The organism is Geobacter sp., from assembly GCF_030834625.1.
Classification (GTDB): Bacteria; Desulfobacterota; Desulfuromonadia; order Geobacterales; family Geobacteraceae; genus Geobacter.
The window spans coordinates 14,432-27,477 of record NZ_JAUQXO010000036.1 but is presented as its reverse complement, the minus strand read 5'-3'; the positions used below and the strand labels follow the sequence as shown (position 1 = coordinate 27,477).

Here is a 13,046-nt window from a genome sequence, read left to right as displayed (position 1 = left end):
TCCGTTTGTATAGCACACCGCCGTTGCGATGGGCAACGGACATTCAAAACCAAAAAAGAAAGCCCGCCGTGAGCGGGCGGGCTTTCTTGTGGCACAGAGAATTGGGAAAACTGCTTTACTTCTTCATTTCCTTCTTGGCCCCGCCAGACACCAGATAGTTGGCGGTATATATGTAGTCATCCACATAATCCCGCCGACCATCACGATTGAGGTCGAAGGCGGGAGCCTTTTCAGTTCCAGGCTTGGAGAGGAAAACGAAAAAATCAGTATCATCCACCACTCCATTCTTATCGACGTCAATGTCGGCTGGGGGGGCACTGGTAATAGGAGAGTCAATCATCCTCTCTCCTTCGACGATAGTGAGTGTCGCCTCAACTATTCCGACCACTGGTACGGCCTCTATCACCCAGCGATTATCACCCTGTTTCTTCAGAGACTTGAGACTGGCCCCCCTCAAGGCAAAGTTTGGCGCATGATTTCCGTCTCCGGGCAGATCAATCAGGACTTTCACGGTATTTTTGCCATCAGTGATGCAAATGGGAGGTTCCTGTTTGATCGAAGCGGCAACGGGTTGGTCGAACAAAGCCACAAGAGCCTTTGATGTCCTGATACCCCTATACTCCTTGAATCGTTGAAGGATTCCCTTATAGACAACGTATTTTTGTTCCTGTATCGAGCCGGTACTCGGCAGCACCGTTGCTGGCGACGCGTGCCCCGGTGAAGGCTCGTCTTTGTCAGCATCTGGTTCTTCAGTTCCAGGAGGCGGTTGCCACTCCATCGGTTGCTCGCCCATGGGGGATGCGGCAGGCTCTTGGCCAACGGGCATAGCCTGTTCCGGCGTCTCGGTTACCTCAAACGATCCTACAGCACCCAGATTGATCGTCCCAGGCACAGTAGTTGTCACTATTGGCTGTTGTGATTGCTGGGTTGTGCCCGGTTGCTGAGTCGTGTCAGGTTGTTGACCGGTCGTGCTCGTCAGCGGGGTCGTGTCAGGCGGCAGAGTCGTGTTCGGCGGCAGAGTCGTGTTCGGCGCCGGAGTCGTGTTCGGCGCCGGAGTCGTGTCAGACGGCGGAGTCGTGTCAGGCGGCGGGGTTGTGTCCGTCTCTTGACCGGTTGCGCTCGTCAACGGGCTGTCGCTCGGTTGATTCGAACTGTCGAGACCGGTCAACTCACAGGTGAGTACTGGCCTCCCCCACAACTTGCCAGTGGGTGTAAATGTGACGATTGCCACGGTGCCTGACCCGGAAACAGGTGGCTCATTGACCATTGCCACCCGCACCTTGCCGGACGCCTCCATTATGTTTGGCAGGAAGATCTGCCAGTCAGCCAGCCCCCCCCTGTCAACCTTTGGATTAGACAATGAAGCCTTGTCATAGGTAAGGGTGAAGTCAATTGCCCCAACATTGATGAGGCCATGGGCAACAACCCTGTACCCTCCGCTGCCCACATCCTCCAGGTTCAGCCCAAGGCAGGCTGCGGCTACATCGGAAACAAGGGGAGAAATGAACATCAGTGCCCCTGAAAGGAGAAAGGAAAGTCTTTTCAATCTCATTAGGCATGCCTCCGTTCTACAGTTCCATTCAGCAGGAAGGACCCAGGATAACTAACCGGGCAAGGCATCGTCAAGCAGCAGTAACGCGACAAAAACACAACTATGGGTTATGAATCTTGTCCCACGGCGCCACCAGTGCCGAAAATAGGACAAATCCTTAGATGAACAACGTTTTTTGACGCAACAAGTAATGATGCAGTTCAGAATGCCATGCAGGGCACAACCTTTCTGCCTGGCTTGACCCTTGTGAATGAAGAAAATCTTACTACAAGAAAGCACGTACGATGCCAAAAAACCTCCATCCCTGACAGACAAAAGGAGCAACTGCAGTCATGCGGAAATATGACACAACCTTGAAGGAGGACAGGAGGTCTCTACCTGTTTAACTGGCGTGATTAGTTGCGTGAACTGCCTTGAGGAGGGAAATGGCTTCTACAGCGTCCTTATTGCCTTCGAGATGGTAAACCTTTTCAAGGGATATGAGGACCGAACCATGGAGCCTCTCAAGCTCCGTGCGCTCGGCGCAGATGAGGTGATCAAACGGCTCCTCAGGAAGAAACACCCCCGCGGACAAATCCTGAGCAGCTTCAAGATATTTCCTGGCTGCCGAAATGTCCCCGCGAGCCAGCATCTTTATGCCGGTTTGGGCGTAATATTTGAACTGGCTTGAATCTGCGGAGAAAATGCTGAAATCGAGCCGAATTGCCTCCCCGAGGGTTATGATGGGGTTGATACTCCGGGGGCCTGTAAACGATTTGCGAAGTCTGCTCAAGGTGGTTTTGAAGTTCTTGGCGCCAGAAATCGGGTCGCAACCGGGCCACAACATCTCAATAAGTTTGTCCCGATGGAGCCACTGGTCATAAGAAATGAGGAGGTAGCAGAAAAGGATTCTCGCCTTCTGGCTTTCCCACATGATAGTTAGGGGGGAATTGTTATAAAAAAACGCAAGGCCGCCGAAGGTCTTTATCCCGATTTGCTCGGAATTCCCACAGCGTTGGTCAGCCATTGCTCCCGTAGGGTGTGTATGCATTTTTATTAACCAAAATTTAGCTTTTGAACATTCGCACGTTATTTACTACAAAAGAGAAAAGGAGTCAAGAGACGAACCAACATGCACAAAAAAAGAGGAGAACGACTCCCCTCTTTTTTTGTGCTGTATCGCTTATTATTGTGTTTTATTAATTGTCTTCAGGATCTCCCAACCCTTGAGGAGATCAAGGGCCCGCAGAACCTGGTAATCCCCTTTCAACTGCTCATCGCTCTTGACGGGTGGAGCCTTCTCTTTCTCGATCTTCTTATCGTCTTCCTCTACCTTCCCGCTGGTCTCGAAGTGGTTTTCCAGATCCTTTTCTCTGATGTGACCTTCCTTCTTCTCGGTAGGCTGGATTTCAGCACGTTCCACAACGATATCAGGCGTGATTCCCTTGGCCTGGATCGACCGTCCGTTCGGTGTATAGTAGCGTGCCGTGGTGAGACGCAGCCCCGAGTCGTCCGAGAGGGGGATAATAGTCTGTACGGACCCCTTGCCAAAACTTTGGGTTCCCATGACGACCGCCCGCTTGTGATCCTGAAGGGCACCGGCCACGATCTCGGATGCGCTCGCGCTGCCACCGTTGATGAGCACGACCACCGGATAGTTCGGCTCAGTTCCCCCCTTCCGGGCGCTGAACTGCATGCGGGAATCCTTTTCACGACCCTCGGTGTAGACGATGAGCCCCTCTTCGACGAAATGATCGGCGACCTTGACTGCCTGGTCGAGAAGTCCGCCGGGATCATTACGGAGGTCAAGGACAAGCCCTTTCAAGGATCCACCATTTTCTTCCTTCAGCGCCTTGAGAGCCTTTACCAAGTCGTCATCGGTTTTTTCCTGGAACTGGGCAATTCTGACATAACCGTAACCATTATCGAGGGTCTTCGAACGGACACTCTTAACCTGGATGATAGCTCGCTCAAGGGTAAAGTCCTTCGGCTTGTCGAATCCCTCACGCACGATTGTCAGGGTGACTTTGCTCCCCTTGGGGCCGCGCATCCGCTTGACGGCATCCATGATGCTCATGTCCTTGGTGAAGCGGTCGTCGATCTTGAGTATCTGGTCACCTGCCTTTATACCGACACGGAATGCCGGGGTATCCTCAATGGGCGAGATAACCGTAAGAATGCCGTCTTTTATGGTTATCTCAATACCAAGCCCACCAAAGGAACCCTTGGTGTCGATCTTCATCTCCTTGTATGTGTCAGGGGGCATGAAGGAACTGTGGGGGTCAAGGGATGACAGCATGCCGTTGATGGCACCATAAATGAGCTTCTTGGTGTCCACCTCTTCAACGTAGCTCTTTTTCACGATGGCGAGGACATCGGTAAACAATTCGATGGATTCATAGTCGTTTCCACCCTCTGCTGCGCACCGCTTCTGAACAACCAGACCACCTACGGCAGACACCACGAAGAGTGCCACCGCGAACAGCGCAATTTTTTTACCTTTCCTGGTTCCGAACATCATGCCTCCCGTGATGATTAAATGCAGCCTATCTGAACCACGATGCCGGATCAACCGGCCTTCCCTGGTAACGGATTTCGAAGTAGAGCATGTCACCCCGTGGTGAATCCACGTCTCCAACACTGGCGATAGACTCATTTCGCGCCACTTGAGCTCCAACCCGCTTGGTAATACGAGAGGCGTGGGCGTAGAGACTGAAGAACCCGCCGCCATGGTCAACGATCACCATGTTGCCGTAGCCTTTGAAGTAGTTTGCGAAAATGACCTTCCCCTCGTAGACGGCCTTGATATCGGCGCCGGCCGGAGCAGCGATGGAAATGCCGTTGCTGACGGTGTAGGAATTGAACTCCGGATGCTTGTGGCGACCGAAACCACTAACAACCTGACCGCTGACAGGTAGTGACAGCCTTCCCCGCTGGGCGCCGAAACCCGTATTGGGAACGGACGGAAGCCCGGGCGGCATCCCCTTTGACGGGGTCTTTTTATTCGTTGAAGTATAGCTCTTTCTGCTCATGGCTTCAAGCTTTCGTACCATGGCCTGGAGCCTACCGGCATTGGCCTGGAGTTCACGCAACGATGCCAGGTGGGCCTGCTTGTCCTGCCGTACTTTGACGAGATAAGCGGCTTTTTTGCTCTTTTCTCCTGCGATTTCCTGCTTCTTTTGCTCTATTCCAACCTTAAGCCGTTCCTTGCGCGTGGCATCGTTTTCAAGCGTTGCCTTGAGCTTTGAAAGCTCGGCTATCTTTGTGTTGTAGTCGGCGAAGAGTTTCCTGTCGTTCTCAATGACCGACCTCATGTACCGGAGGTTCTCCACCATCTGGGGAAACGACTCAGAAGAGTAGAAAACCCTCAGATTACCGATCTCTCCGGCTTTGTAGACGGAAACGAGGCGCCGCTCGATCTCGTGCTTCTTCTGCTCAACCTCATTCTTTACCGTACCGATCTCCTTCTCGGTCTTTGAGATGGTGCGCTCCACCCCCTGCAACTCCCTGGCAAGAGTGGCAAACTGCGCCTCCTTTTCCTTGAGGCTCCTGTCGATGACAAGAAGTTCTCCCGAGACTTTTTGCTCCACCTTGGCCGTCTTTTTGAGAAGTTGCTTCTTTTCCTTTATCTCCTTCTTGACACCTCGGAGTTCCTCACGCACGTCGGCACCGGATGCTCCCGACGCGAGGAGCACCAGCAAAAGAACAGATATTGACAGTAACCGCTTCATTGCTGGCTGTTGATGAACCGCTTCAGGGACGTGAGACTTCCGAGGAAGCCAAGGATTACTCCTCCCGCTAAAATTCCGGCGATATATACCGGAGGCAGGAAGGAGAGACCCGTTACCGAAGAGGAAAAGTTGACGAAATTCGTCGCGCTGTGGAGAAAGCCGAAATAGGCTGCCACGAGAATGAGAAGCGCCAGGACGGCACCGGCTGCTCCTTGTATGATTCCTTCAATGAGGAAGGGTGCCTTGATGAAAAAGCGGGTGGCCCCCACAAGCTCCATGACCTCAAGCTCCTCTTTTCTGGCATAGATGGTCAGTTTGATGGTATTTGACACAATGAAGAGCACCGCCATAAGGAGAAATCCTCCAAGGAGCGCCCCTACGAAGCGGAGAAAGTTCATGAACGTATTAAAGCGCCTGACCCATTCTTCGCCGTACTGGACCTCCGCTATGCCAGGAACCTTCTTGAGTTGGGCAACATAGGCCTCCATGGCAGCATCCTCACGGCTCTTCCGCTTGAGTGTTATCTCGATGGAAGAGGGAAGCACATCGGCCGGAACGCCGTCGAGAAGGGTCTCCTGCCCCTTCAGACGGGCGCGGAAGCGCTTCATGGCTTCCTCTTTGCCGACGTACCCCACCTTGTCAGTCCCTTCGATGGCCTTGACCCTGGCCATGATGGAGGAAAGTTCCTGGGGGGTGTGTTCCTTGTCGAAATAAGCAGTCACCTGGATCTTTCCGCTCCATTCGTCCGCCGTGGACTCCAGATTCACGAAAACGAGAAGGAAGAGAGAGACGATCAGAAGCGCCAGGGTTATGGTGCCGATGGTGAGGACGTTCACCAGAATGTTCTGACGGATATTGAGGAGTGCCCTGGCAATGAAGTATCGGAACCTTCCCCCTACGCCATCCCCGGACAGGGTGGGACGAATCGACGGCTTATTTCGGGACATCGGTATCCTCCGCAACGCGGCCCTTGTCCAACACAATTACCCGCTTGTGGCTATTCTCGATCACCCGGCGGTCGTGGGTCGCCACCACTACCGTGGTCCCCCGGATGTTCGCATCCCGGAAGATGGAAAGGATCTGCTCCTTGTTCTCGTCATCCAGGTTACCAGTCGGTTCGTCGGCAAGGAGGATCTTCGGCTCGTTCACCAGCGCCCGTGCCAGGGCAACCCGCTGCTGCTCTCCACCGGAGAGCCGCAGCGGGGTGGCGTTGATCTTGTGCTCGATCCCCAACTGTTTCAGGATGTGGTAGACCTTTTTGCCTATGTCACGCTTGCCCCATCCGAGCACCTCTAGGGTGATGGCTACGTTTTCCAACACGGTTCTGTTGGGCAGTAGCTTGAAGTCCTGGAAAACAACTCCGATGGTGCGGCGAAGGTGCGGAATCTGGGTTCGCGTGAGTCGGGTGATGTTCTGCCCGTCAACGATCACCTGCCCCCGGGTAGGGGTGAGCGCAGCATAGACAAGCCTGAGCAGGGTCGACTTTCCTGCCCCGGAAGGGCCGGTAACAAAAACAAAGTCCCCTTTGGGGACCTTGAGGGTAACATCGTTCAGTGCTGCCGCGTCGCGCTGATAGGACATGAAAACGTTGTGAAACTGAATCATCATCTCCTCTTTTCCCTTTAAAACCTCCGTGGCGGGGTTTTCCCGCAGCACGCTACCATTCGTTGTACGGTTTACCGTCGGTTCCCACCAAGGGGGAACCGCTATGTACATCATAGACGTTGCCTGTTTCCTTTTTCCCGGACGCCGCCTCATCGGTCGGTTCCGGGGGCGGCACCGTAACCCATGAGTCAGTTTTCGCCGTAAAGGGATCCCGGGGGAGATCGCGAAGATATTTCTTGTCAACGAGCTCTTGAAGAGTATCGGGATACTTTCCCTGGTCGGCGTAGAACTGGTCTATGCCACTGCGAAAGCTGTAGAGGTTCTCCCTCAATACCGCCTCTCTCGCCTTGATGAGGCTCCACTTGTAGCTCGGCACCGCTATCGTGGCAAGAATGCCAATGATGGTCACGACGATCATCAGCTCTACGAGCGTGAACCCCCTGCGGTTATTGAGCAGTCGTCTGAACATCGGCGCGTTACCAGTCCTTATAGAGTGTCCCGTCGATAGCTGTACCCTCACTCAGGGAGTAGACGTCATACACATCGGAATTGTCCCAGGTGGTGCTGTCGGGCTCGTCCTTGTAAGAACGCATTCCCCATTCGGGCTTTTCACCCGGCACGGGACGGTTAAAGGGATCGACGGGGATCCTGCGGAGGAATTTTTTCTTCGTCGTAACCGCCTCGCCACCGAAATCCGTTCCTTCGACGAGAACTTCCAGGGTTTCAGGATACCCCGATTCATTGAGGACTTGCTTCCCCTTGTGGGCCTCGTCATAGGCCTTCTTGTACTCATCAATGGCCGTGCGGATCTCCCTGAGGGATCGGCGCAGCTCAAGCTCCTTGGTGCGTTTGACAGTCATCTGGGTAAAGGGAACCACCACCGTGGCAAGGATGCCGAGGATGGCGACAGTCATCACCAGTTCGATGAAGCTGAGTCCCCCCTGCTGTCGGGCAATCCTTCCAATTGACGGGGAAAAAGCTTTCACGCTCACTTCACTTCGACAACCGTATTGTAAGGGATGATATCAAGCGGCCTGTTTGCCTGGTCGGTAAAGGTTACATTCTGAAGCCCGAGACTTGCCGGCCCCTTGTTCTTGGCGGCAAAGGTCACCGCAAGGAGCGATCCTGCGCCATCGATCCCCTCGGTAACGGTGCGCCCCATCGTAATCGTCACCCTCCCCGTCCCCTTGTCGGCCTGGGCGTTGAAGGTGGTCGGCTTGCCGTCACGATTCAGAAATGTCCCTTCCACCGCCCCCACATACTCGATGAATATAGGATCATAAAGAAGCACAAAGGGTGCCTTGGCAAGCCCCTTGACATCGGAAACCCTGATTTCGACCTTGAACTGGGAGCCGAGATCCACCGCTGCCGGCGCCGATATATTGAGGCTTCCGCGCACGGGGGGCACAGGTGTCGCAGCGGCAGGAGCAGCAGCCTGAGAGAGCGGCACGGGAAGCGGTGCTACCGCCTGGAGTTGAACGGCGGCCGGAACAGGTTGCTGCCCTGGTGTCGGCGTCTGTTGTGTCGCCGACTGGGGAGTCGTTGCCTGCGGGGCAACTGGGGAAGCAGGGCTCCCTTCCTCAACCTGAGGCACGGGCTGCTGTGGTGTGATTGCCTGAGCAGGAACAGAGGCGGGTTTTGGCGATGCTGCTGTCGGCGTCTTGACGGCTTTCGATTGGGCCGGCTGGCCAGTGGTAAACTCCGGCTCAAGCTCAAAGGAAGCGAACGGCTTGACAACCGAAGGATCGTCCTCCTTGCCGGACCAGAAGGAAGCGACATCCGGCTCGGGTACGGTAACAGAACGCACGAGGCGCGGCGTGATTGCAAGAATCAGCTCGCGCTTTTGGTTATCGGTGGTGTTGTCGGACAGGAGCGGACCGATGAACGGGATGTCGCCCAGCAAAAAGATCTTTTGCTTTCCCTTAGTCTTGGAATCTTCAATCAGTCCTCCGATGACACTCGTCTCGCCATCCTTGAGGTTTAACACCGTATCCAGGTTACGGGTACCGATGGTGACGACCGTTGTTGCCGAATCCGTCCCCCCCACCGTTTCCTTGTCAACGATCGAACTGACCTCGAGACCGAGCTTGATCGACACCTCGTTGTTGAGCATAATGGTCGGCTCGGCGTTGAGCTTGACACCGACATCCACATACTGGACGTTCACGCTGAAGCCACCGGTTGTGCCGGTTGTTGACGTAGTGGTGATCGGCACCCTCGTACCGACCGTAAACTTGGACTTTTCCCGGTTCTTGACTCTGATTTTCGGGTTTGCAAGCACCTCGGCGTTGGTAATTCTCTTGCCAAAGCTATAGGTGGCACTTGGAACCGTTATGAAACCTTTGTAGCCGTTCCACGAGAATGTCTGAAGAAGGTTCGACGTATTGGCAGATTCCTGAGTATCACCAAGCTTCGCCTTAAGGAAGGAGTCTGACAAGAAAGATCCTTCCGGGGTCAGTGTGTTAAGCGACACCGCATATCTGCTCAAGGCAAGGCCGAAGTTCTCTATGTTTCGCTTTGACACCTCGATGACTTCAACCTCCAGAAGCACTTCGGCATCGGGAACATCATTGGCCTCCAGAATCTTGCCAGCCACATCGACCAGGTCAGGTGTATCGCGCACGACGATGGCATTCAGCTCCTCGTTCACGTAGACCTTGCGAACCTGAAGCATCGTCCGGAGAAGATTGACGGCTTTCTTGGCATCGAGGGTGTTCAGAAAAAACGTCTTAACAATCAGATCTTCATATTGCTTCGATTTTTCTGGCGTTTTCTGAAAAATGACAATGGTGCTTTCATTCAGCACCTTTTTGCCAAGCTTGTTCATGTTGGTCAGGAGGTCGAGGGCCTGCTGGAAATTTGCATTTTCCAGATAGATCGTTACGTTCTGGTCCTTAATCCCCTCATCAAAGATGAAGTTGATGCCAGATAGCTGGGTAACAATGTAGAAGACGTCCTTCAGCTTCGCGTCCTTGAACTTGAGGGTGATCGGCTTTGTGGACTTGAGGTTGAGCTCATATCCTTCCAGACGGGTCTTCTTTGTACTCAATAGACGCTCAAGGGCCTCCTGCGCTTCCTTGTTTTCCCCATTGAGGTCAAGGGCCTTGCGATATGCCTGGAGCGCTTCCCGGGGTTTGTTCCCCCGTTCGAAATCCTGCCCCTCTTTTAAATAGGCCCGCGAATTCCTGTCACGAATGAGCTTGTCGCTCGCCTGTTTCGCACGGTGAAGCGACGGGTCGAGGGAAATGGCGGACTGGAACTCAGCGAGTGCCTCATCATAGCTCTTCAGGGCAAGGTACTCATCGCCCTTTTCAAGGTGTCGAAGAGCCGCCTGCTCGCTGGCCTTGAGGAGCCTCATGCGGTATTCGCTTATCTCCGGATTGGCTACAACCGCCTCGGAATACTTGATGACCGCCTCATCGAGCTTCCCGTCCCGCTCCAGCCTCTCTCCCTTATTGAATGCCGTAAGTCCGGCACCGCACCCTGCAAGGGATGCGAGAAGAGACGACAGGGCGGCTATCTTGAAAATGATTCGCATGTACGCGGCTCCTTGAACCATTGTGACGTTCATCGTAGCTGGCCGGCGAGGGGCCTGTTCTCGACGAGAGGAATAACCATCTCGCTTCCGTCGGCAACGGAACGGATCGAAAGCGCCTCGTCGGTTATGGTTGTCGCTTCGTAATTACCGGCGATCTTGTCACCCTGCCGGACAAGGATGATTTCCTTGTCCCTGGCAAGGAAAATAGTCTTGCGGTTGTCCTTCTTGAGGAACCCCAGGAAGGTAAATCGAGCCATGTCCCGCACGACCTGCGGTGGCTGGGGAGCAACCGGCTGAGGCGCAACCAGTGGCATTGGCAGCGGTGGTGGCGGAACGGGTTTCGGCAATACGGGCAACGGCGGCGGCAGCTTCGTTTCATCCCGGAAAATGGGACGGAAGATGTTTCGGCGGAAACCAGCAAACCGGTTCTGGGGGCATTCCAGGAGATCGAGTCTGAGCTTCCTTTCGTCGCTAACGGCAGCAGGTGACGGTTTCTGAGGACGGGTCACCTTCCCTGGTACATACTTCAACTGAGAAACACTCTGCTGACGCGGCATCCTGACAAAGCTCACGATGGCTGCGACAATAAATACCACGAGGAGAACGGACAGAATCAGCTTCTTGCGATTCATTTCTCCTCCGGACGCAGGTAGGCGGAGAGCTGCATCTTGAGGGAAACCGCCTCCTCGGTCATGCTGCCGCTTGAGAGGGAAATCGCATCGATCGTCAACAGTCCCCCATGGCACTGGAGGTCGGAGATGAAACTCTTTATGCCGGCATACTTACCGTCGAGAGTCATGGATACGCCATAGACAACCAGATTCGAATCCTTGAGCGCCTCGGGCTTGTAGGAAATACCCTTCACCTTCAGGCCATTGTTGGCGGCTATTTCGAAAACCTCCATCATCTCCCGGGTAAAGTCCCGCTTCCATGGAATGCGTTCCTGAAACACCGCCAAATCGGCAGACCCCTGCCGATAAATAGCCGCCAAGTCACCCTCTCCACCCGCCACAAGGCTCCGTTTTCCCGACCATTCATCCTGGAGCTTTGCAAGTTTCGGCTGCTGGTACGCCCGCGAATAGACCACTAGTCCGATGTTCGTCATGACCAGAACGAGGATCACGGCAAGGGCAACCCGCCTTTCCCTCAGGATATCAAGGAGCTGATGCCTGGTCATGAGAAGTCCACCTTGCAGGTGACTGTGAAACCCACTCCTCTTTGGTTAGCACTTTCCTTGATTTCCGACTGGCTCTGGAGGAAAACATCGGTTATGCGCGGCTCCCCTTCAAGGTTCTCCACAAATGCCCTCAGATTGCGGAATTCCTTCGCGGTTCCCGAAAGCGTCAGGGTCCCCTCCTTGAACTTCGGTTCGATGGAGGAAAGCGCGACGCCCTCGGGCACCACGGCCTCAAGCCGGTCGAGCAGGAGCAGCCAGTTGAGCCCTCTCTTCTTGAGGATACCGTTGGCGGCGGAGATTTTCTTGAGAAGATCCTGGTACTCCTTTTCCGATACTCCCTTCGCCGAAGTCGCAAAGCGTGCCTGAAGCTTTGTCAGTTCACCCTCAAGATGCTTTTCATGGCCGGCATCCGTGGCGAACCCCTTCACGCCGAAGAACGTAATAATGATCAGTGCGGCGATCACCGCCGCCAAGACAGTGTTCAGCGTTCGCGTATCGTAAAAATAGCGGGTTGCGAGGTTGAGTTTCAGCTCCATCAGAGGTTCCTCGTTGCAGCACCAAGGGCCGCCGCCAAGGGGGTCAAGACCGCCCCGCCACCCGGGTTATCGATAAACGTATCCGGCAAGAGCATGAAGGGCTCAACGCCGCACGCCTCGGCAATGACGGTCCTGAACAATTCTCCGTTCCCGTTGGGTGCCAAACAGAACGCCTCACGGAACTCACGCCCCGGATTCTTGTCCCGATAGAAGAGGAGCGAGCTGCTGGTTTCCATGAAGACACGATTCATATCGGGATCGTGGTCAGCCAGTTCCTTTGCCCGATAGAACTCAAGGACCCCCTGATGGAAAGCAAGAATGCTCAGCACTCCCTCGTGATAGGTAACAAAAAGAGAGCTTTCGCCCATGTCGATCCGCGGTGAAAAGAGCCGGTAGAGGTTGAAGGTGGTGAAGTCAATGCGATTTGGCTGTATTCCGGCCTCAATAAGCAAATCTTCGTACTGGGTAACCACCTGTCGCGCAATGATCGCCACCAGGACTGAAATCTCACCGTTCTCCTTCTCTCTCAGGATCTGGTAGTCGAGATGGATGTCACTTACATCGAACGGAAGGCTTTTCTTGAGCTTCCAGCGAATGACGTCACGCCCCTCGTCGCGGCTCTTGAAGCGCGTTTCCAGGTCAAGAAGCGTCACCCGGCCACAGGAATCAGGCAGCGACACGGATACGAGATTCGTGCGGTGAAGCAGCTTCAGGTACGCTTCCTTTATCTGCCTGACAAAGAAAGCTGGCTCGACCACATTGGGCTCCCGGTGAACAAGCCTGATGGTCCCGGCAGGGAATTCGGCGATTTCCTTGGCCAACAGTTTCGGCCGGCTCTTATTGCCACCGACCAGGGCCATCTTGACCCCATGCTGGGTTATTTCCATCCCTACCGCGTTACGGGAGAAAAACATGCAAGCCTTCCATC

The 13,046-nt window shown here is 54.4% G+C and carries 13 protein-coding genes; all 13 read right to left on the bottom strand.

Annotation, left to right across the window (positions count from 1 at the left end):
- Positions 1-115 precede the first annotated feature (115 nt).
- On the bottom strand, positions 116-1,552 hold the full coding sequence (locus RCH91_RS09860) for a hypothetical protein (protein WP_306534618.1): 1,437 nt from the start codon (positions 1,550-1,552) through the stop codon (positions 116-118).
- Between the two features lie 382 nt (positions 1,553-1,934).
- Positions 1,935-2,558 (bottom strand): DNA-binding protein, encoded by a 624-nt coding sequence (locus RCH91_RS09855; protein ID WP_306534616.1) that lies wholly within the window; start codon positions 2,556-2,558, stop codon positions 1,935-1,937.
- Positions 2,559-2,717: 159 nt separating this feature from the next.
- Positions 2,718-4,049 carry a S41 family peptidase gene (locus RCH91_RS09850; protein ID WP_306534614.1) on the bottom strand — a complete coding sequence of 444 codons (1,332 nt, stop codon included), beginning with the start codon at positions 4,047-4,049 and terminating at the stop codon, positions 2,718-2,720.
- A gap of 28 nt (positions 4,050-4,077) precedes the next feature.
- Positions 4,078-5,262: a murein hydrolase activator EnvC gene (locus RCH91_RS09845; protein ID WP_306534612.1), complete on the bottom strand. Its 1,185-nt coding sequence runs from the start codon at positions 5,260-5,262 to the stop codon at positions 4,078-4,080.
- Positions 5,259-6,209: a permease-like cell division protein FtsX gene (gene ftsX, locus RCH91_RS09840; protein ID WP_306534610.1), complete on the bottom strand. Its 951-nt coding sequence runs from the start codon at positions 6,207-6,209 to the stop codon at positions 5,259-5,261. The genes RCH91_RS09845 and ftsX overlap by 4 nt, the downstream gene beginning before the upstream one ends.
- Positions 6,196-6,867 carry a cell division ATP-binding protein FtsE gene (gene ftsE / locus RCH91_RS09835; RefSeq protein ID WP_306534608.1) on the bottom strand — a complete coding sequence of 224 codons (672 nt, stop codon included), beginning with the start codon at positions 6,865-6,867 and terminating at the stop codon, positions 6,196-6,198. The genes ftsX and ftsE overlap by 14 nt, the downstream gene beginning before the upstream one ends.
- A gap of 52 nt (positions 6,868-6,919) precedes the next feature.
- Positions 6,920-7,336, bottom strand: a complete 417-nt coding sequence (locus RCH91_RS09830; protein WP_306534606.1) for a type IV pilin protein — start codon at positions 7,334-7,336, stop codon at positions 6,920-6,922.
- A gap of 7 nt (positions 7,337-7,343) precedes the next feature.
- Positions 7,344-7,781 (bottom strand): type II secretion system protein, encoded by a 438-nt coding sequence (locus tag RCH91_RS09825; protein ID WP_306534693.1) that lies wholly within the window; start codon positions 7,779-7,781, stop codon positions 7,344-7,346.
- Between the two features lie 74 nt (positions 7,782-7,855).
- Positions 7,856-10,405 (bottom strand): cohesin domain-containing protein, encoded by a 2,550-nt coding sequence (locus RCH91_RS09820; protein WP_306534604.1) that lies wholly within the window; start codon positions 10,403-10,405, stop codon positions 7,856-7,858.
- A 29-nt stretch (positions 10,406-10,434) separates the two neighbouring features.
- Complete coding sequence (locus tag RCH91_RS09815; protein ID WP_306534602.1) at positions 10,435-11,037, bottom strand: type II secretion system protein PulP; 603 nt, start codon at positions 11,035-11,037, stop codon at positions 10,435-10,437.
- On the bottom strand, positions 11,034-11,582 hold the full coding sequence (pilO, locus tag RCH91_RS09810) for a type 4a pilus biogenesis protein PilO (RefSeq protein ID WP_306534600.1): 549 nt from the start codon (positions 11,580-11,582) through the stop codon (positions 11,034-11,036). Before pilO ends, RCH91_RS09815 begins: the two co-directional genes overlap by 4 nt.
- Entirely contained in the window at positions 11,579-12,118 is a 540-nt protein-coding gene (locus RCH91_RS09805; protein ID WP_306534598.1) for a PilN domain-containing protein, read from the bottom strand. Before RCH91_RS09805 ends, pilO begins: the two co-directional genes overlap by 4 nt.
- Entirely contained in the window at positions 12,118-13,032 is a 915-nt protein-coding gene (gene pilM, locus RCH91_RS09800) for a type IV pilus biogenesis protein PilM (RefSeq protein WP_306534596.1), read from the bottom strand. Before pilM ends, RCH91_RS09805 begins: the two co-directional genes overlap by 1 nt.
- Between the last annotated feature and the right edge of the window lie 14 nt (positions 13,033-13,046).